The 19998-nt window shown below is 72.7% G+C and carries 17 protein-coding genes; 11 read left to right on the forward strand and 6 right to left on the reverse strand.

Annotated elements, in window-relative coordinates:
- Nucleotide 1 precedes the first annotated feature (1 nt).
- The gene (locus ACZ4YY_RS22020) at nucleotides 2-1162 is read right to left on the reverse strand and encodes an adenylate/guanylate cyclase domain-containing protein (protein WP_468292629.1); all 1161 of its coding nucleotides are present in this window, start codon (nucleotides 1160-1162) and stop codon (nucleotides 2-4) included.
- A 643-nt stretch (nucleotides 1163-1805) separates the two neighbouring features.
- Complete coding sequence (locus ACZ4YY_RS22025) at nucleotides 1806-2669, reverse strand: biotin--[acetyl-CoA-carboxylase] ligase (RefSeq protein ID WP_468292632.1); 864 nt, start codon at nucleotides 2667-2669, stop codon at nucleotides 1806-1808.
- Between the two features lie 110 nt (nucleotides 2670-2779).
- Here ACZ4YY_RS22025 and ACZ4YY_RS22030 point away from each other — a divergent pair, with 110 nt between their 5' ends.
- From ACZ4YY_RS22030 to ACZ4YY_RS22045, 4 genes are all read left to right on the forward strand, one after another.
- Entirely contained in the window at nucleotides 2780-4390 is a 1611-nt protein-coding gene (locus ACZ4YY_RS22030; protein WP_468292635.1) for an acyl-CoA carboxylase subunit beta, read from the forward strand.
- 9 nt (nucleotides 4391-4399) lie between these two features.
- On the forward strand, nucleotides 4400-4606 hold the full coding sequence (locus tag ACZ4YY_RS22035; RefSeq protein ID WP_468292638.1) for an acyl-CoA carboxylase epsilon subunit: 207 nt from the start codon (nucleotides 4400-4402) through the stop codon (nucleotides 4604-4606).
- A 106-nt stretch (nucleotides 4607-4712) separates the two neighbouring features.
- Nucleotides 4713-4841, forward strand: coding sequence for a morphogenic membrane protein MmpB (gene mmpB / locus ACZ4YY_RS22040; protein WP_468292641.1), 129 nt, complete (start codon nucleotides 4713-4715; stop codon nucleotides 4839-4841).
- 119 nt (nucleotides 4842-4960) lie between these two features.
- Nucleotides 4961-5578 carry a Maf family protein gene (locus ACZ4YY_RS22045; protein ID WP_468292643.1) on the forward strand — a complete coding sequence of 206 codons (618 nt, stop codon included), beginning with the start codon at nucleotides 4961-4963 and terminating at the stop codon, nucleotides 5576-5578.
- Here ACZ4YY_RS22045 and ACZ4YY_RS22050 read toward each other — a convergent pair.
- Nucleotides 5550-6110, reverse strand: a complete 561-nt coding sequence (locus tag ACZ4YY_RS22050; protein WP_468292645.1) for a hypothetical protein — start codon at nucleotides 6108-6110, stop codon at nucleotides 5550-5552. The two genes, ACZ4YY_RS22045 and ACZ4YY_RS22050, sit on opposite strands and share 29 nt — an antisense overlap.
- A 374-nt stretch (nucleotides 6111-6484) precedes the next feature.
- Here ACZ4YY_RS22050 and ACZ4YY_RS22055 point away from each other — a divergent pair, with 374 nt between their 5' ends.
- Entirely contained in the window at nucleotides 6485-8257 is a 1773-nt protein-coding gene (locus ACZ4YY_RS22055; protein WP_468292648.1) for an acetyl/propionyl/methylcrotonyl-CoA carboxylase subunit alpha, read from the forward strand.
- A 728-nt stretch (nucleotides 8258-8985) separates the two neighbouring features.
- On the opposite strand, the gene ACZ4YY_RS22060 is transcribed toward ACZ4YY_RS22055, so the two are convergent.
- Both ACZ4YY_RS22060 and ACZ4YY_RS22065 read right to left on the reverse strand, forming a co-directional pair.
- Complete coding sequence (locus tag ACZ4YY_RS22060) at nucleotides 8986-9945, reverse strand: DeoR/GlpR family DNA-binding transcription regulator (protein ID WP_468292651.1); 960 nt, start codon at nucleotides 9943-9945, stop codon at nucleotides 8986-8988.
- A gap of 177 nt (nucleotides 9946-10122) precedes the next feature.
- Entirely contained in the window at nucleotides 10123-11571 is a 1449-nt protein-coding gene (locus tag ACZ4YY_RS22065; protein ID WP_468292654.1) for an NAD(P)H-quinone dehydrogenase, read from the reverse strand.
- Nucleotides 11572-11688: 117 nt separating this feature from the next.
- On the opposite strand from ACZ4YY_RS22065, the gene ACZ4YY_RS22070 reads away from it, so the two are divergent.
- From ACZ4YY_RS22070 to ACZ4YY_RS22080, 3 genes are all read left to right on the forward strand, one after another.
- On the forward strand, nucleotides 11689-12126 hold the full coding sequence (locus ACZ4YY_RS22070; protein WP_468292657.1) for a gamma-glutamylcyclotransferase family protein: 438 nt from the start codon (nucleotides 11689-11691) through the stop codon (nucleotides 12124-12126).
- A gap of 314 nt (nucleotides 12127-12440) precedes the next feature.
- On the forward strand, nucleotides 12441-13265 hold the full coding sequence (locus ACZ4YY_RS22075) for a purine-nucleoside phosphorylase (RefSeq protein WP_468292659.1): 825 nt from the start codon (nucleotides 12441-12443) through the stop codon (nucleotides 13263-13265).
- Between the two features lie 287 nt (nucleotides 13266-13552).
- The gene (locus tag ACZ4YY_RS22080; protein ID WP_468292662.1) at nucleotides 13553-15193 is read left to right on the forward strand and encodes a phospho-sugar mutase; all 1641 of its coding nucleotides are present in this window, start codon (nucleotides 13553-13555) and stop codon (nucleotides 15191-15193) included.
- 73 nt (nucleotides 15194-15266) lie between these two features.
- Here the strand turns inward: ACZ4YY_RS22080 and ACZ4YY_RS22085 are convergent, their stop codons facing one another.
- Entirely contained in the window at nucleotides 15267-15992 is a 726-nt protein-coding gene (locus tag ACZ4YY_RS22085; RefSeq protein ID WP_468292665.1) for a PH domain-containing protein, read from the reverse strand.
- 355 nt (nucleotides 15993-16347) lie between these two features.
- Between ACZ4YY_RS22085 and deoC the strand changes: the two genes are divergently transcribed.
- From deoC to ACZ4YY_RS22100, 3 genes are read left to right on the forward strand one after another with little or no spacing between them, the layout of a single operon-like run.
- Nucleotides 16348-17310, forward strand: a complete 963-nt coding sequence (gene deoC, locus ACZ4YY_RS22090) for a deoxyribose-phosphate aldolase (protein ID WP_468292707.1) — start codon at nucleotides 16348-16350, stop codon at nucleotides 17308-17310.
- Between the two features lie 5 nt (nucleotides 17311-17315).
- Nucleotides 17316-18752: an aldehyde dehydrogenase family protein gene (locus ACZ4YY_RS22095; protein WP_468292668.1), complete on the forward strand. Its 1437-nt coding sequence runs from the start codon at nucleotides 17316-17318 to the stop codon at nucleotides 18750-18752.
- The gene (locus ACZ4YY_RS22100) at nucleotides 18745-19632 is read left to right on the forward strand and encodes an aldehyde dehydrogenase family protein (RefSeq protein WP_468292670.1); all 888 of its coding nucleotides are present in this window, start codon (nucleotides 18745-18747) and stop codon (nucleotides 19630-19632) included. Before ACZ4YY_RS22095 ends, ACZ4YY_RS22100 begins: the two co-directional genes overlap by 8 nt.
- Nucleotides 19633-19998 lie beyond the last annotated feature (366 nt).

The raw sequence follows: 19998 nt of genomic DNA on the forward strand, positions 1-19998 counted from the left end.
GTCAGTCGCCGTCGTCGCGGCGGGTCAGCAACCAGGGCTCGACCACGCCGAGACCGCGCACGGGCCGCTGCCACATCGGCTGGAGCGCGAACCGGTAGAACGGCGGCTCCTCGCCCTCCTTCTCCGCGGCGGCGGCCTCCTCGGCGAATTCCGCCTCCGAGGCCGGCGCCTCTCCGGTGCGGATCAGCTCCTCCGCGAAGGCGCTGTCGACGAGGACGGCGTCACGCGGGGCTATCGACGTCAGCCGCGAGGCCAGGTTGACGGTCGTGCCGAAGACATCACCCATCCGGGTGGTGACCGTGCCGAACGCCATGCCGACGCGCAGTTCCGGCATCGTCTCGTCGTTGCTCATCGTCTCGACCAGCCGCAGCGCGATGTCGGCGGCGACACCGGCGTCGTCGGCGGCGTACAGCACCTCGTCGCCGAGGGTCTTGATGAGCCGTCCGCCCCGGGCGGCGACCAGGTCGGCGGCGGTCGTCTCGAAGGCCTCGACGAGCTCGCCGAGCTCCTCCTCCTCCATCCGGCGGGTCAGCCGCGTGAACCCGACGAGGTCGGCGAACCCCACCGCGAGCCGCCGGTCGACCATCTCCTCGTCGTCCGCGGCCTGCACCACCCGCCCGGCCGAGGCGGCGAGCTGGCGGCGCCACACGTAGACGAGGAACTCCTCCAGCTCCGGCAGCAGCAGCTCGACGATCGGATAGGTGACCTCGGTCCGGGTCATCCCCGGCTCGGGCGGCTCGGTCAGCCCCTCCAGGAAGGAGTCGATCTGCCACTCCGCCAGCCGGGCGGTGGTCTGACCCGTGGAGCGGGCCACCTGGACGGCCATGGCCTCGCTCAGCAGCCCCGCCTCGACGAGACCGGCGAGCCGGCGCAGCGCCAGGACGTCGGCCTCGGTGAGCGCCCTGGCCTGCCCGATGTCCGCGAAGCCCATCGCCCGCCAGAAACGCGACGCCAGTTCCATGGAGACACCGGCGCTGCGGGCCGCCTGGAAGGGGGTGTAGCGCCGCTCGGCGCCCAGGATGAGCTGTTCGAGGCGCAGCGCGAGCGGGTCGTCGCCGGAGTCGGCGGCATGGGGGTCCTCCCGCTCGAGCGAACTCGAGCGCGGGGGAGGGTCCACCCGGCCGTCCTCGCCCGCGCCGGAGCCCGTGTCGTCGACGGTCACGCCTGCTGCCCTTCCGATCTACCGCGGTCAGGTATCGACCGGCCTCAACTCTACGGCAGGTGTGCGCCAGCTCACTCCGTCAGGTTGGGCCGGGGGTGGGGTGGGCGGGGTCCGCCTTCGCCGCCGGCGCTGGGCGACCGTCCTCAGGGGGCTGCGTCCCCTGGGCCTCCGCGGATCCCCGGCATCCTCTGGGGCCTCCGCGGATCCCCGGGCATCCCCGCGGCCTCGGGATCGGGGAGCTGGAGTGGGCGCTGCGGCCGGGTGCGGGTGGGCGGTGGCCGGTCGCGCGGTCCCCGTGCCCCTGGGGAGGCCAGGTGAAGCCGGGCGACTCCTCCCTCCTGCGGGCGGGCCGTGACCGGTCGGGCGGGCCGTGACCGGTCGGGCGGGCCGTGACCGGTCGGGCGGTCGCGCGGTTCCCCGCGCCCCTGGAGGCGGTGAACCCCTGCCCCGGCGCCGAGCCGACCCCCGGGTGGCTGAGGGGTCCTGAGCCCGGCCCCGACGCCGCCGGCCCCTGGGTGGTGAGCCAGGCCCCGACGTGAAGGTGAGCGACGCCTGACCCGGCCCGGGTGCGGGCCGCCCGACGTGAAGCCGAGCGATACCTCCCCCGGCCGGTGTGCCGGCCGGGGGTCTGGGCGGGTGGGTTTCAGGACGTGGGTCGCAGGTGGATGATGTCGCCTGCTCCCACCGGCTCCTGCACGCCCTCCTCCGTGGCGATGACCAGCCTGCCGTCGCCGTCGACCGCGACCGCCTCGCCGGTGATCGCGCGGTCTCCGGGGAGTTCGGCCCGGACCACGCGGCCGAGGGTCGCGCAGCCCGCCGCGTACGTCTCCTGGAGACCGCTCGCGGCCGGGTCGCCGCCGGCCGTGCGCCAGCGCCCGTACCAGTCCTCCAGGGCGCGCAGCACGGCCCGCAGCAGCGGGTCCCGGTCCGTGACCGCCGCTCCGGCCAGGGTCAGCGAACCCGCCTGCGGCACGGGCAGTTCGTCCGCGCGGAGGGTGACGTTGACGCCCACGCCGACGACGACGCCGTCCTCGCCGGCGCGCTCCGCGAGGATGCCGCCGGCCTTGCGCTCCTCGGTGCCGACGGTCACCAGCAGGTCGTTGGGCCACTTGAGTGCCGTGTCCACGCCCGCCGCGCGGGACAGCCCCGTGGCCACCGCCACTCCCGTCAGCAGGGGCAGCCACCCCCAGCGGGCCACCGGGATCTCCGCCGGGCGCAGCAGCACCGAGAAGAACAGGCCCGAGCGGGGCGGGGCGGACCACTGGCGCTCCAGCCGGCCACGCCCGGCGGTCTGCTCCTCGGCGACGAGCACGGCCCCCTCCGCCGCCTTGCCCGAGGCGGCGAGGGCCACCAGGTCGGAGTTGGTGGAGCCGGTGCGCGGCACCACCGACACGTCGGACCACAACCCGCCCTCCCTGACGAGCCCGCGCCGCAGCGCGGCGGCGTTGAGGGGCGGGCGGTCCAGGTCGGACCAGCGGCTGGCGTCTGAGGGATCTCGCGGCGTCATGCAAGCCACCCTAGGTGTGGTAAACGCCGCACTGCCGATCGCGGGGTGCAGCACTACGCTACGGATGAGTAACCGTCCCCCCGTTTGAGCAGGCAGGGAGCCGCATCCCGATGTCCGAGCCGGAACAGCGCCAAGAGGTCCAAGGGGCCCAAGGGATCGACATCCACACGACCGCGGGCAAACTCGCGGATCTTCAGCGCCGCGTCCAGGAGGCGACGCACGCCGGCTCCGAACGTGCCGTCGAGAAGCAGCACGCCAAGGGCAAGTTGACGGCCCGTGAGCGGATCGAGCTGCTGCTCGACGAGGACTCCTTCGTCGAGCTCGACGAGTTCGCCCGGCACCGCTCCACCAACTTCGGCCTGGAGAACAACCGGCCGTACGGCGACGGCGTCGTCACCGGGTACGGCACGGTCGACGGCCGCCCGGTGGCCGTCTTCTCGCAGGACTTCACCGTCTTCGGCGGCGCCCTGGGCGAGGTCTACGGCCAGAAGATCGTCAAGGTCATGGACTTCGCGCTGAAGACCGGCTGCCCGGTCATCGGCATCAACGACTCCGGCGGCGCCCGCATCCAGGAGGGCGTCGCCTCGCTGGGCGCGTACGGCGAGATCTTCCGCCGCAACACCCACGCGAGCGGTGTCATCCCGCAGATCAGTCTGGTCGTCGGCCCGTGCGCGGGCGGCGCGGTGTACTCCCCCGCGATCACCGACTTCACGGTCATGGTCGACCAGACCTCGCACATGTTCATCACCGGCCCGGACGTCATCAAGACGGTCACCGGTGAGGACGTCGGCTTCGAGGACCTGGGCGGCGCCCGCACCCACAACTCCACCTCGGGCGTGGCGCACCACATGGCCGGTGACGAGAAGGACGCCATCGAGTACGTCAAGCAGCTGCTGTCGTACCTGCCGTCGAACAACCTGTCCGAGGCCCCGGCCTTCCCGGAGGAGGCGGATCTCGCCGTCACCGACGAAGACCTGGAGCTGGACACGCTCGTCCCGGACAGCGCGAACCAGCCGTACGACATGCACACGGTGATCGAGCACGTCCTGGACGACGCCGAGTTCTTCGAGACGCAGCCGCTGTTCGCGCCGAACATCCTCACCGGCTTCGGGCGGGTGGAGGGCCACCCGGTCGGGATCGTCGCCAACCAGCCGATGCAGTTCGCGGGCTGCCTGGACATCAAGGCGAGCGAGAAGGCCGCGCGCTTCGTGCGCACCTGCGACGCCTTCAACATCCCGGTCATCACCTTCGTCGACGTCCCGGGCTTCCTGCCCGGCGTCGACCAGGAGCACGACGGCATCATCCGCCGCGGCGCGAAGCTGATCTACGCCTACGCCGAGGCCACCGTCCCGCTCATCACCGTCATCACCCGCAAGGCCTTCGGCGGGGCGTACGACGTCATGGGCTCCAAGCACCTCGGCGCCGACCTCAACCTCGCCTGGCCGACCGCCCAGATCGCCGTCATGGGCGCGCAGGGCGCCGTCAACATCCTGCACCGCCGCAGCATCGCCGAGGCGGACGACGTCGAGGCGACCCGGGCCCGGCTGATCCAGGAGTACGAGGACGCCCTCCTCAACCCCTACGTCGCGGCCGAGCGCGGTTACGTCGACGCGGTGATCATGCCGTCGGACACCCGCCGCCACATCGTGCGGGGTCTGCGTCAACTGCGCACCAAGCGGGAATCCCTGCCCCCGAAGAAGCACGGCAACATCCCCCTGTAAGGAGCCGCTGTGATCAAGGTCGTACGGGGCAACCCGACCCCGGAGGAGCTGGCCGCCGCACTGGCGGTGGTCCGGGCCCGCGCCGCGGCGGAGTCCACGGTCCCGCCCGGCGCGCCCACTCCCCGCGACACCTGGTCGGACCCCTCCCGCATCGCCGCCCACCGGCTCCCGGCGCCGGGCCCGGCGACCTGGGCCCGGACGTACTGGCCGGGCTGAGAGGTCCTTGCACTGTGCCCGCCTCCCCGCCGGGGTCTCCCCCCGGCGGGGAAGTTGAGTACGCGTACTCAGGCGGGTTCCGCGCCGTCGCCGCAGTCTGGAAACCATGCTGTGGTCCGACCCCGAGAACAAGCCCCCCGAGGAACTGCGCGCCGCGCAGGAGATGTTGCGGCGGCTCGGTCTCCTCATGGCGGCGGCGATGGTGCTCGCGATGATCGTGCTCGGGGTGAGATGAGCGGGGCCGGTCCGGACGGCCGAGGTGCGGTCCCGGGCGGGCCAGACGGGCGGGGTGAAGGCCCGGGCGGGCCGGACGGGCGGGGTGAAGGCCCGGCGGCGCGCGGATACGCTGATCGCATGACCGATCAGCCGCGCCGCCGCCTCGTGCTCGCCTCCCAGTCCCCCGCCCGACTCGGCCTCCTGCGTCAGGCCGGGCTGGAGCCCGAGGTGATCGTGAGCGGGGTCGACGAGGACGCCGTCACCGCCCCCACCCCCGCCGAGCTGGCGCTCGCCCTGGCCGAGGCGAAGGCCTCCGTCGTGGCCGCCAAGCCCGAGGTCATGGGCGCCCTGGTGATCGGCTGTGACTCGGTCCTCGACCTGGACGGCGAGGCCCTCGGCAAGCCGGGGGACGCCGAGGAGGCCACCGCCCGCTGGAAGGCGATGCGCGGGCGGGCCGGCACGCTCCAGACCGGGCACTGCGTCTACGACACGCTCAGCGGGCGCTACGCCTCCGCCACCGCCTCCACGGTCGTCCGTTTCGGTGAGCCGACGGACGAGGAGGTCGCCGCGTACGTCGCCTCGGGCGAGCCCCTCCACGTCGCCGGGGCGTTCACCCTCGACGGACGTTCGGCGCCGTTCATCGACGGCATCGACGGCGACCACGGCAACGTGATCGGCATCAGCCTGCCCCTCGTCCGGCGGCTGATGGCGCGACTGGGCGTCGGCATCACGGAGTTGTGGGCGCCGGCGGAATGACCGGCGCGGGCGCGTCACCGTCCGGGGCGCCGCCGTCGGGGGCGCCGCCCTTCGGAGCGCCGCTCGCAGTGTCGTGCGGGGCGCCGCTCGGGGCGTCGTCCTGCGGGCCGCCGCCCTGCCCGGCGCCGGCGGCCGGGCCCGTCTGACGGTCGTAGGTCATCAGCAGCAGCACGATCAGCGCCAGCACGACCACCATGAACGAGAACGCCGTCCAGCCCACCAGCCCCCAGACGAAGGCGCCCAGCAGCCCGTGCACCACCGCCGCGCTGATCAGCAGGACGCGGCCGAGGCCGGCGGGCGGCTGGTCGCGCACCGCCACCAGCAGGGCCACCAGGCCGCACAGGGCGAAGTAGAGACCGAAGACGACCCCGCCGGCCTTCGACGACGTCGACATCATGCCCGGGTCGAGGCCCGCGAGGGACATGTCCTGCCGGTCGACGACGATCCCGAGGAACCAGTTCAGCGCCGCGACGCCGAGCGCCTCGGCGAAGAGCACGACCGCCACCACCCACGCCACCGGTCTGCGCACCACCGGGCTCCACCCACTTTCGACCCAGCCCCGATCAGGACTGCGGCTCCCCCTAGTACGTTCGAGACGTCGTGAACGCTACTAACGGGTAAACCCTGGGACAAGGGTTCTGCGAGCGGCAAAGAATCGTTGGGCCATTCGTAGGGACTCCACAAAGAAACCGAGTGGGGCGCAGCACGCCCTCACAGAGACCTTGGCCACAGTGGAGGGCTAGGGTTGCCGGAAGGAGTGCTGCGTACGGCGGTACTACAAGGGATTTCACGGTCGAGTGAGCCTCGCATCACGCTCCGTGTGGGCAAGCTCACCTTTGGGGACGGGTCGAAGTGTCGTGTCGGCAGTCCCTAAACTCGGCTTGTTTCAAGGAGGGAGCCTCAATCGTGCGCAAGGTGCTCATCGCCAACCGTGGCGAAATCGCAGTCCGCGTGGCCCGGGCCTGCCGGGATGCCGGTATCGCGAGCGTTGCCGTCTACGCGGATCCTGACCGGGACGCTCTGCATGTCCGCGCCGCGGATGAGGCGTTCGCCCTGGGCGGTGACACCCCGGGCACCAGCTACCTCGACATCGAGAAGGTGCTGAACGCGGCTCGGGAGTCCGGCGCGGACGCGATCCACCCCGGCTACGGCTTCCTCTCCGAGAACGCCGAGTTCGCTCAGGCGGTCCTGGACGCGGGCCTGATCTGGATCGGCCCGCCCCCGCAGGCCATCCGCGACCTCGGCGACAAGGTCGCCGCCCGCCACATCGCCCAGCGGGCCGGCGCGCCCCTGGTCGCCGGTACGCCCGATCCGGTGAGCGGCGCGGAGGAGGTCGTGGCCTTCGCGAAGGAACACGGGCTGCCCATCGCGATCAAGGCCGCCTTCGGTGGCGGTGGGCGCGGCCTGAAGGTCGCCCGCACTCTCGAAGAGGTCCCCGAGCTGTACGACTCCGCCGTCCGTGAGGCCGTCGCGGCCTTCGGCCGGGGCGAGTGCTTCGTGGAGCGCTACCTCGACAAGCCGCGCCACGTCGAGACGCAGTGCCTCGCCGACCGGCACGGCAACGTGGTCGTGGTCTCCACCCGGGACTGCTCCCTCCAGCGCCGCCACCAGAAGCTGGTCGAGGAGGCCCCGGCGCCGTTCCTGTCCGAGGCGCAGGTCGCCGAGCTGTACTCCGCGTCGAAGGCCATCCTGAAGGAGGCCGGCTACGTCGGCGCCGGCACGGTGGAGTTCCTCGTCGGCCTCGACGGCACGATCTCCTTCCTGGAGGTCAACACCCGCCTCCAGGTCGAGCACCCGGTGACCGAGGAGGTCGCCGGCATCGACCTGGTCCGCGAGATGTTCCGCATCGCCGACGGCGAGGAGCTCGGCTACGGCGACCCGGTGCTGCGCGGGCACTCGTTCGAGTTCCGCATCAACGGCGAGGACCCGGGCCGCAACTTCCTCCCGGCGCCCGGCACGGTCACCACGTTCGACCCGCCGTCCGGCCCGGGCGTCCGCCTGGACGCCGGCGTCGAGTCGGGGAGCGTGATCGGCCCGGCGTGGGACTCGCTGCTGGCGAAGCTGATCGTCACCGGGCGCACTCGCAAGGAGGCGCTGGAGCGCGCCGCCCGCGCGCTGGAGGAGTTCCAGGTCGAGGGCATGGCGACGGCCATCCCGTTCCACCGCGCGGTGGTGCGGGACCCGGCGTTCGCGCCCGAGCTGACCGGGTCGGCCGACCCGTTCACGGTCCACACCCGCTGGATCGAGACCGAGTTCGTCAACGAGATCAAGCCCTTCACCGCCCCCGCCGACGCGGAGACGGACGAGGAGCCCGGCCGTGAGACGGTCGTCGTCGAGGTCGGCGGCAAGCGCCTCGAGGTCTCCCTGCCGTCCTCGCTCGGCATGTCGCTGGCCCGCACGGGCCTCGCGGCGGGCGCCAAGCCGAAGCGGCGCGCGGCGAAGAAGTCCGGCCCCGTCGCCTCCGGCGACACCCTCGCCTCCCCGATGCAGGGCACGATCGTCAAGGTCGCGGTCGAGGAGGGCCAGGAGGTCCAGGAGGGCGACCTGATCGTCGTCCTCGAGGCCATGAAGATGGAACAGCCCCTGAACGCCCACCGCTCCGGCACCGTCAAGGGCCTGTCGGCGGAGGTCGGCGCGTCGGTGACGTCCGGCGCGGCGATCTGCGAGATCAAGGACTGACCTCCACAGACGACGGCGAGGCGCCCGGTCCCCCTGATGGGGTCCCGGGCGTCTCGCCGTTCTGCGTGCACGGCGGGGCCCCGGGCGACGCGTGCACTCGGCCACGGCGGAGACGGAAGGCGGCCCGGACAGGCATGCACGGCGGAGACGGAAGGCGGCCCGGGCGCGCATGCACGGCGAGGAGCTCCAGGCCGTGCCGGTCACGCGTGCACGGCGAGGGGCACCAGCGGGCGCGGGCACCGATGGCCGGACTCCAGCGGGCATGGGCTCCAGGAGCGGGGTCAGCGGGCGCGGGCACCAAGGGCCGGGCTCCAGGAGGTGCCGTCAGCGAAGGTCCGAGCTCCAGCCGGTGTCGGCGCCGAGGGGTGCCCGGCTTGACGCAGCGCGGGCGCCGAGGGATACCGGCATACCGGCTTCACCCAGCGCGGGCTCTGACGCCGCCCGGATGCGGGCAGCGCGGGCGCCGAGGCCCGGTTCCGGCTGCCCGGGCTCCGGGCGGACCGCCGCCCCACCAGCCCGGGCCGGTCCACGGGCCGCGCCGCACCGAGCCGCCGCGCCTTCCCCGGGCCAAGCCGAGCCGACCTCCCCAGGTCCCGCCCGCCGACGCCCGCAGGAGCCGCCGGTCGACCTCGCCCAGTCCCGCCGGCAGACGCCTGCTGGACCCGCGGTCGACCTTCCCGAGTCCCGCCGGCCGGTGCCGCAGGACGCCCGCCCGGGTCGTGCGCCCCTCAGCGGCGGCGCAGGTCTGCCACGCGGGCCCGCTCCGTGCCCGGAGGCTGTTCGCCGAGGACCGCGGTGGCGCGCAGGCCCGTGGGCGGGACCTGGCCACGGCGGGGGGACGGGAGGGGGACGTCCCGGCGCTGCTGCTGGCGGCGCGCCGGGACCGGCTCACCCCCCGGGTTTCCCGACGCCCCGGCCACGGCGATCTGCACCCCCTGGTCGGCGAGGGCCTGCAGTTCGGTGGCGGCACGGTCGTCGTGAGCTGGTGGTTCGTCCGTGACCAGGCGGGTGATCACGTCGGTGGGGACCGTCTGGAACATCGTGTCGGTGCCGAGCTTGGTGTGGTCGGCGAGGACCACGACCTCCGCGGCGGCCTGCACGAGGGCCCGGTCGACCGACGCCGACAGCATGTTGGACGTGGACAGCCCGCGCTCGGCGGTCAGCCCGCTGCCGGAGAGGAACGCGCGCGAGACGCGCAATCCCTGCAGGGACTGTTCGGCGCCGCTGCCGACGAGGGCGTAGTTCGACCCGCGGAGCGTCCCGCCGGTCATCACGACCTCCACCCGGTTGGCGTGGGCCAACGCCTGGGCGACCAGCAGCGAGTTGGTGACGACGGTGAGCCCGGGCACCCGCGCGAGCCGGCGGGCCAGCTCCTGCGTGGTGGTTCCCGCCCCGACCACGATGGCCTCGCCCTCTTCGACGAAGCCCGCGGCGAGATCGGCGATGGCCGTCTTCTCGGCGGTCGCGAGATGCGATTTCTGCGGAAAGCCGGATTCCCGCGTGAATCCGCCCGGCAATACCGCACCGCCGTGCCGGCGGTCGAGGAGTCCTTCTGCCTCCAGTGCGCGCACGTCCCGCCGTACGGTCACTTCGGAGGTCTGGACGACGCGGGCGAGCTCACGGAGCGACACGGCCCCGTTCGCTCGCACCATTTCGAGGATCAATTGGCGACGTTCTGCAGCGAACACGAAACTGACAGTAACGCGGACGACCGTCTGCTTTCAGCTCTTTGCGCCGAATAATAGAAGTTGTTCGCACAGCAGGGCGTGAGGTGGTATAGGGACCTAGGTCCGGCGCCTATGCCACCCGCACACGCCGCAACTCCCCGTGACCGGCGGGGAGTTGGTTCCGGCCGCAGAAACCGGCTAGACCTCGGCACTCGCCTTGCGCGTGTGCAACTGCCGTGCCACCTCGGCGATCGAGCCCGACAGCGACGGGTACACGGTGAAGGCGTTCGCGATCTGCTCGACCGTCAGATTGTTGTCGACGGCGATCGAGATGGGGTGGATGAGTTCCGAGGCGCGCGGCGCCACGACGACCCCGCCGACGACGATGCCCGTGCCCGGCCGGCAGAAGATCTTCACGAAGCCGTCCCGGATGCCCTGCATCTTGGCGCGCGGGTTGCGCAGCAGCGGCAGCTTGACCACACGCGCGTCGATCTTGCCCCCGTCGACGTCCGCCTGCGTGTAGCCGACGGTGGCGATCTCCGGGTCGGTGAAGACGTTGGAGGAGACGGTCTTCAGGTTGAGCGGGGCCACCGCGTCGCCCAGGAAGTGGTACATGGCGATACGGCCCTGCATGGCGGCGACGGACGCGAGGGCGAAGACACCGGTCACGTCACCGGCGGCGTACACGCCCGGCGCGGTCGTGCGGGACACCTTGTCGGTCCAGATGTGCCCGGAGTCGCGGACCCTGACGCCCGCTTCCTCCAGCCCGAGCCCCTCGCTGTTGGGGATGGCGCCGACGGCCATCAGACAGTGCGAACCGGTGATGACCCGTCCGTCGGCGAGCGTCACCTCGACCCGGTCGCCGACGCGCTTGGCGGACTGCGCGCGGGAGCGGGCCATGACGTTCATGCCGCGCCGCCGGAAGACGTCCTCGAGGACGGCGGCCGCGTCGGGGTCCTCACCCGGCAGCACCCGGTCGCGCGACGACACGAGCGTCACCTTCGACCCCAGGGCCTGGTAGGCGCCGGCGAACTCGGCACCCGTCACACCGGAGCCCACCACGATGAGCTCCTCGGGCAGCTCCCGCAGGTCGTAGACCTGGGTCCAGTTGAGGATGCGCTCGCCGTCGGGCTGGGCGTCGGGCAGTTCACGGGGGTGACCGCCGGTGGCGATGAGGACGGCGTCGGCGACGAGGGTCTCCTCGCTGCCGTCGGCGGCGGTGACCACGACCTTGCGCGAGCCGTCGAGGGCCTGCATGCCCTCCAGCCGCCCGCGCCCGCGCAGCACGCGCGCGCCGGCCCGGGTGACGGAGGCGGTGATGTCGTGGGACTGCGCGAGCGCGAGCCGCTTGACACGCCGGTTGACCTTGTCGAGGTCCACGCCGACCACCCGAGCCGACTGCTCCAGCGGAGGGGTGTCGTCGGCGACGATGATCCCCAGCTCCTCGTAGGAGGAGTCGAAGGTGGTCATCACCTCGGCCGTAGCGATAAGAGTCTTCGACGGCACGCAGTCGGTCAGCACCGACGCTCCGCCCAGACCGTCGCTGTCGACGACGGTCACCTCCGCGCCGAGCTGTGCGGCCACCAGCGCCGCTTCGTAGCCGCCGGGTCCGCCACCGATGATCACGATCCGAGTCACGTACTCCATTGTCCCGCACCCTTCAAGGTCGTACGTCCCCGGGGGGCCGGGCGGCGGTACGGCTGTTGCGGGAGGGGCTGTGGACAGCGGAGGTGACGTGCGTTCGAGCTGCCGTACTCTCGTCGCATGTCGCTCTACGCCGCGTACGCCGGCAACCTCGACGCGCGGCTGATGACCCGCCGCGCTCCCCACTCGCCGCTGCGCGCGACGGGCTGGCTGAACGGATGGCGGCTGACCTTCGGCGGCGAGCAGCTCGGCTGGGAGGGCGCGCTGGCGACGATCGTGGAGGACCCCATCTCCCAGGTCTTCGTCTCGCTCTACGACCTCGCGCCCCCGGACGAGGACTCCCTGGACCGCTGGGAGGGCGTCGGCCTCGGCATCTACCGTCGGCTGCGCGTGCGGGTGCACACCCTCGAGGGCGAGGAACAGGGCTGGGCGTACGTCCTCAACGGCTACGAGGGCGGTCTGCCCTCCGCCCGCTACCTGGGCGAGATCGCCGACGCGGCGGAGTCGGCGGGCGCCCCCCACGACTACGTGATGGAGCTGCGCAAGCGACCCTGCTGACGAGGCCGACACGGACCCCGCACCCCGAACGGCCCCGCCGACCAGGGTGACCCGGGCACGACCGAACGACCCCGCCGACCGGGGCGGCACGGACGCACCCCCGAGCGACCCCCGACGCAGGCGTCACGGACACACCCCGAGCGACCCTGCCGAGAACGAGAAAACCCGCACCCCGAACGACCCCGCCGACCAGGGCGGCACGGACGCGGGCGGTGTCGCCCCGGGCTCCTCGTTGGAAACGACAAGACAACGATCGACATCCCGTTGGCTCTGTCATCTACGCGCGTAGGCCGAGACCGGCTACCCTCTTGCGCGTGAACGCATCTCTTCTCCCGGACGACATCCAGGGCGACCCCTACGCCGCCGCCGACGCCGCCGCCGCGCGCGTGCGCGAACTGACGGGCGCCGAGACCCACGACGTCGCCCTCGTGATGGGCTCCGGCTGGGCACCGGCCGTGGACGCCCTCGGTGCCCCCGACGCCGAGTTCCAGGTCACCGAGCTGCCCGGCTTCCCGCCCCCGGCGGTCGAGGGCCACGGCGGCAGGGTCCGCTCGTACAAGATCGGCGACAAGCGGGCGCTGGTCTTCCTGGGCCGCACGCACTACTACGAGGGCCGCGGCGTGGCCGCCGTCGCCCACGGGGTGCGCACGGCGGTGGCGGCCGGCAGCAAGACGATCGTGCTGACCAACGGCTGCGGCGGGCTGCGCGAGGGCATGCGCCCCGGTCAGCCGGTCCTCATCAGCGACCACATCAACCTCACCGCGACGTCCCCCATCGTCGGCGCGAACTTCGTCGACCTCACGGACCTGTACTCGCCCCGCCTGCGCGCCCTCTGCAAGGAGGTCGACGCCACGCTGGAGGAGGGCGTCTACGCCCAGTTCCCCGGCCCGCACTACGAGACGCCGGCCGAGATCCGCATGGCCCGGGTGATCGGCGCGGACCTGGTGGGCATGTCGACGGTGCTGGAGGCCATCGCCGCCCGTGAGGCCGGCGCCGAGGTACTGGGCATCTCCCTGGTGACGAACCTGGCGGCCGGTATGACGGGCGAGCCCCTCAACCACGAGGAGGTCCTCCAGGCGGGCCGCGACAGCGCCACCCGGATGGGCTCGCTGCTGACGCAGGTCCTGGACCGGCTGTAAGGGTTCCGGCCCCTTCCCCCGGGCGGGCTCCCCGTCCCCCTGTCAGGGGGCCGCGCGCCTTCCGCCCCGCCGGGGAGACCAGGGGGCCGTCCCGCTCCTTCGCTCCCCCCGGAAGCTCCGCCCCGGATCCCCGCCCGCACGCGACCGGGCCGGCATCGGCCGGCCCGTCCGGCGCACGAGGACGAGGCCCGTCGAGGGCCGAGGCGGGTCCGGTTCCAGCCCGTCCCCGGGGACGGGCTGGGACCGCGGGGGCGGGCAACCGTACGCACACTCACGAGAGGCTGACCGTGCACGACGACCGCGACGATCTCATCGCCCGCGCCCGGGCCTGGCTGTCCGAGGACCCCGACCCGGACACCCGCGAGGAACTCGCCCGGCTCATCGAGGCCCAGGACGTCACCGAACTCGCCGCCCGTTTCGGCGGCACCCTCCAGTTCGGCACCGCCGGCCTGCGGGGCGAACTCGGCGCCGGTCCGATGCGCATGAACCGCGCCGTCGTGATCCGCGCCGCCGCCGGCCTCGCCGCGTACCTCCGGGACCAGGGCCGGGGCGACGGCCTCGTCGTCATCGGCTACGACGCCCGCCACAAGTCGGAGGACTTCGCCCGCGACACCGCCGCCGTGATGACCGGCGCGGGCCTGCGCGCCGCGCTGCTGCCCCGGCCCCTTCCCACGCCGGTCCTCGCCTACGCGACGAGGCACCTCGGCGCGGTCGCCGGGGTCGAGGTCACCGCGAGCCACAACCCGCCCCGTGACAACGGCTACAAGGTCTACCTCGGCGACGGTTCCCAGATCGTCCCGCCGGCCGACGCGGAGATCGCCGACCGGATCGCCGCCGTCCCCTCCCTGACCGTCGTCCCCCGCCCCACCGAGGGCTGGGAGGTCCTCGACGACGCCGTCCTGGACGCCTACCTCGCCCGCACGGACGCGGTCCTCGCCCCGGACTCCCCGCGCACGGCCCGCACGGTCTACACGGCGATGCACGGCGTCGGCAAGGACGTCCTGCTCGCCGCGTTCGCCCGGGCCGGCTTCCCGGCCCCCGTCCTCGTCGCCGAGCAGGCCGAGCCCGATCCGGAGTTCCCGACCGTCGCCTTCCCGAACCCGGAGGAGCCGGGCGCGATGGATCTCGCCTTCGCGAAGGCCCGCGAGACGGACCCGGACCTGGTCATCGCCAACGACCCGGACGCCGACCGGTGCGCCGTGGCCGTCAAGGACGGCGCCGAGTGGCGGATGCTGCGCGGCGACGAGGTCGGCGCGCTGCTCGCCGCCCATCTGGTCGCCCGCGGCGCCCGGGGGACCTTCGCCGAGTCCATCGTCTCGTCCTCCCTGCTCGGCCGTATCGCCGAGAAGGCGGGGCTGCCGTACGAGGAGACCCTCACCGGCTTCAAGTGGATCGCCCGCGTCGACGGCCTGCGCTACGGCTACGAGGAGGCCCTCGGCTACTGCGTCGACCCCGAGGGCGTGCGCGACAAGGACGGCATCACCGCGGCCCTGCTGATCACGGAGCTGGCCTCCGCCCTCAAGGAGCGCGGCCGCACTCTCCTGGACCTCCTCGACGACCTCGCCGTCGAGCACGGTCTGCACGCCACCGACCAGCTCTCGGTGCGGGTGGAGGACCTCTCCCTCATCGGGAACGCGATGCGCCGCCTGCGCGAGCAGCCGCCGACACACCTGGCGGGCCTGGCCATCACCCGCACCGACGACCTCACCCGGGGCACGGAGCAGCTGCCGCCCACCGACGGGCTGCGCTACACCCTCGACGGCGCCCGGGTCATCGTCCGCCCGAGCGGCACCGAGCCGAAGCTGAAGTGCTACCTGGAGGTCGTGGTGCCCGTCACCGACCACGACGCCCTTCCGGCGGCCCGCACCCGGGCGGCGGAACTGCTGGCCGCGATCAAGCGGGACCTGTCGGCGGCGGCCGGCATCTGACGGATCCGTGATCCCTCGGGGGCGCCTCTCCGGTCGGCGGGGCGCTCCCGAGGCACGATCCGAACGGCAGGCCCTATCCCACGGCCAGCAGGATCGCCAGTACGACGGCCCCCGCTGCCGCCGGTCCCACGATCTCCCAGGCCCACCGCACGGTCACCTCACCCTGCGCGCTCTCCTCCTTCTGGCGCGTCTCCTGAAGCTCCCGCAGCTCGTGCATGATCTTGTCGCCCTCGGCACGCTGCGATCCTGCCTCCGCCCCCGGCCGGAGACCCCCGCCCGTCCGTGAGGACGGCCCGCCCCCGAGACCGCCGAACCCGCCGAGGCCACCGCCCCTGCGCACACGCCCGTCCCGCTCGGCGGCCTGCTCCGCCGCGGCGCGGGCCTCGCGCCGGGCCGCCTTGTTGCGGGCGCGCAGGGAGACCGGAATGGCCCACAGCTGGAACTTCCTGCCGGACTCGTCGACGACCTCGTTGGTGTAGCCGGAGCGCAGCGACACGATCCGCCCCCAGGGCAGCACGATCACCCGGAACGGATTGCGCACCCGCAGCCGGTCCTCGCCCGCGAACACGGCGGGCCGCAGCGTGAACGCGACGATCAGCGGCACCAGCAGGATCAGCGTCGCGAGCGCCAGCCACGGCGTGCGTCCGGTCCCCGCGACGATCGCGTCGATGCCGAGCCAGCCGACGAGGGCGAGCAGCAGCACGCCGCCGGCGATTCCGGCGGGCGACCGGTAGATGCGGTCCTTGGTCTCCGGGGCCGGGGGCTGCGGCGCTGGTGACTGGTCTTCCGGGGTCGTCATGGCCCCGATTCTGCCGCACGCCTGCGGTGCTCGAACGGGAGCGCCCCTGCCGCCGCGGGCACCCCGTGCGCCGCAGCGGGCCGTAGGTGGTACCCGCGCGGTTCCCGCACCCCTGAGCCGGACATCTCACGCCCACTTCGCAGTCCGCCGCCGCGGGCCTGCGCCGTGCGCCGCAGCGGGTCGTAGGAGGTTCCCGCACAGTTCCCCGCACCTCCCGAGCCGGACACCTCCCCCGGGTGGACACCCCCGCCCGACCGCGACGGCCCCGCCTCCCCCCACCGAAGGTCCCCACCCCACCAGGCCCCCTCTCGGGGTGTACAGCCGCTACGCGCGTAGATATGCTCGTCTGGTGACCATGCCCACCAATGCACCCACCGCAGCAGGCGCCCTCGCGGACGTCGCCTCGTCCGGCAGCACGCTGCGCCGCTTCCTCCACGGGCTGCCCGGCGTCGACACGGTCGGCCTGGAGGCGCGCGCCGCATCCCTCGGCACCCGTTCCATCAAGACGACCGCGAAGGCGTACGCGATCGACCTCGCCATCTCGATGGTCGACCTGACGACGCTGGAAGGCGCGGACACCCCGGGCAAGGTCCGGGCGCTCGGCGCGAAGGCGGTCCACCCCGACCCCACCGACCGCACCACGCCCGCCACCGCCGCGGTCTGTGTCTACCCGGACATGGTGGCCGCCGCCAAGGAGGCGGTCGCGGGCTCCGGTGTGAAGGTCGCCTCCGTCGCCACCGCCTTCCCGGCGGGCCGCGCCGCCCTCGCCGTCAAGCTGGCGGACGTCCGGGACGCGGTCGCCGCCGGCGCCGACGAGATCGACATGGTCATCGACCGCGGCGCCTTCCTCGCGGGCGACTACCTGAAGGTGTACGACGAGATCGTCGCAGTGCGGGAGGCCTGCGGCGCCTCCGCCCGCCTGAAGGTCATCTTCGAGACCGGCGAGCTGTCGACGTACGACAACATCCGCCGGGCCAGCTGGCTCGGCATGCTGGCGGGCGCCGACTTCATCAAGACCTCGACCGGCAAGGTCGCCGTCAACGCGACCCCCGCGAACACGCTCCTGATGCTCGAGGCGGTCCGCGATTTCCGCGCCCAGACCGGCGTGCAGGTCGGCGTGAAGCCCGCGGGCGGCATCCGCACCTCCAAGGACGCGATCAAGTTCCTCGTCCTGGTCAACGAGACCGTCGGCGAGGACTGGCTCGACAACCACTGGTTCCGCTTCGGCGCCTCCTCGCTCCTGAACGACCTGCTGATGCAGCGTCAGAAGCTGGCTACCGGCCGCTACTCCGGTCCCGACTACGTGACGGTGGACTGATCACCATGGCATCCGCATTCGAGTACGCCCCGGCTCCCGAGTCCCGCTCGGTCGTCGACATCGCCCCCTCGTACGGTCTGTTCATCGACGGCGAGTTCACCGAGGCCGCCGACGGCAAGGTGTTCAAGACGGTCTCGCCGTCCACCGAGGAGGTGCTGTCGGAGGTCGCCCGGGCCGGCGCCGAGGACGTCGACCGCGCGGTCCGCGCCGCCCGCAAGGCCTTCGAGACGTGGTCGGCGCTGCCCGGCTCCGAGCGCGCGAAGTACCTGTTCCGCATCGCCCGGATCGTCCAGGAGCGCAGCCGCGAGCTGGCCGTCCTGGAGACGCTGGACAACGGCAAGCCGATCAAGGAGACCCGCGACGCCGACCTCCCCCTGGTCGCCGCGCACTTCTTCTACTACGCGGGCTGGGCCGACAAGCTCGACCACGCCGGTTTCGGGGCGAACCCCCGGCCGCTGGGCGTGGCCGGGCAGGTCATCCCGTGGAACTTCCCGCTGCTGATGCTGGCGTGGAAGATCGCCCCGGCGCTGGCGACCGGCAACACGGTCGTCCTGAAGCCGGCCGAGACGACACCGCTGAGCGCCCTGTTCTTCGCGGACGTCTGCCGCCAGGCGGGTCTGCCGAAGGGCGTGGTCAACATCCTCCCCGGCTACGGCGACACGGGCGCCGCGCTCGTCGCCCACCCGGACGTGAACAAGGTCGCGTTCACCGGCTCGACGGCCGTCGGCAAGGAGATCGCCCGCACGGTCGCCGGCAGCCGCAAGAAGCTCACCCTCGAACTGGGCGGCAAGGGCGCCAACATCGTCTTCGACGACGCGCCGATCGACCAGGCCGTCGAGGGCATCGTCAACGGCATCTTCTTCAACCAGGGCCAGGTCTGCTGCGCCGGCTCCCGGCTGCTGGTGCAGGAGTCGATCCACGACGAGCTGCTGGACTCCCTCAAGCGCAGGCTCTCCACCCTTCGCCTCGGCGACCCGCTGGACAAGAACACGGACATCGGCGCGATCAACTCCGCGGAGCAGCTCGCGCGGATCACCGCGCTCGCCGACCAGGGCGAGGCGGAGGGCGCCGAGCGCTGGTCGCCGTCCTGCTCACTGCCCACCTCGGGCTACTGGTTCGCCCCCACGCTCTTCACCAACGTCACCCAGGCGCACACCGTCGCCCGCGACGAGATCTTCGGCCCGGTTCTGTCGGTCCTCACCTTCCGCACCCCGGACGAGGCCGTGGCCAAGGCCAACAACACCCCCTACGGCCTGTCGGCGGGCATCTGGACGGAGAAGGGCTCCCGCATCCTCGCGGTGGCGAACAAGCTCCGCGCCGGCGTCGTCTGGTCCAACACGTTCAACAAGTTCGACCCGACCTCGCCGTTCGGCGGTTACAAGGAGTCGGGCTTCGGCCGCGAGGGCGGTCGCCACGGCCTGGAGGCGTACCTCGATGTCTGACCGTCTCAGTGTGTTCAAGACCTACAAGCTGTACGTCGGCGGGAAGTTCCCGCGTTCCGAGAGCGGCCGGGTGTACGAGGTGACCGACTCGAAGGGCAAGTGGCTGGCCAACGCACCGCAGGCCTCCCGCAAGGACGCCCGTGACGCGGTGGTCGCCGCCCGCAAGGCGTTCGGCGGCTGGTCCGGCGCGACGGCGTACAACCGGGGCCAGGTCCTCTATCGCGTCGCGGAGATGCTGGAGGGCCGCAGGGGCCAGTTCGTCCACGAGGTCGCCGCCGCCGAGGGCCTGTCGAAGTCGAAGGCCGCCGAGCAGGTCGAGGCGACCGTCGACCGCTGGGTCTGGTACGCGGGCTGGACCGACAAGATCGCCCAGGTCGTGGGCGGCGGCAACCCGGTCGCGGGCCCGTTCTTCAACCTGTCCTCCCCCGAGCCGACGGGCGTGGTGGCCGTCGTGGCCCCGCAGCAGTCGTCCTTCCTGGGCCTGGTCTCGGTGCTGGCCCCGGTGATCGCCACGGGCAACACGGCGGTCGTGGTGGCGAGCGAGCGGTCCCCGCTCCCGGCGCTCTCCCTGGGCGAGGTCCTGGCCACCTCCGACGTCCCCGGCGGCGTGGTCAACGTCCTCTCCGGCCGTACGGCGGAGATCGCCGCGCCCCTCGCCGCCCACCAGGACGTCAACGCGATCGACCTGGCCGGCGCCGACGACGTCCTGGCGAAGGAGCTGGAGATCGCCGCGGCGGACAACCTGAAGCGCGTTCTTCGTCCACAGCCTGTGGACGACTGGTTCGCGACGCCCGGCCTCGACCGCATGACGGCGTTCCTGGAGACCAAGACGGTCTGGCACCCGACGGGGTCGCTGGGCGCCTCGGGCTCGTCGTACTGAGCCCCGCACACCGGAGGGCCGCGCCTCCTCCCCGTCCGGGGGAGACGCGGCCCTCCGTCCCGCGCCCGGGCCTGTCGTCCGCTGTCCGCATCCGAACGGTCGGCAGGGTCCCGGGGGTGTCTCGAAAGTCCTGTGCGGTGCCCGCGGCGTCCGGTGCGTGCTCTCGGCGTGCGGCGCGGAAGTCCTCGTAGCGGCGCTACTCGGGCTTTCGCGCGGTGCGGCGAGAGTGCGTGCCGGGCGTCGCGACGCCGCGGAGATCCATCAGAAGGGCCCTAGTAGTGCTTCGTTACGTCGGGTGATCTTGCCTGGTGGTGGGCATCTTCTTGGCATGAGGCTGGGGGAGGTGGAACGACTCCGGGGTGAGTT

Source organism: Streptomyces sp. NPDC030143 (assembly GCF_055573695.1).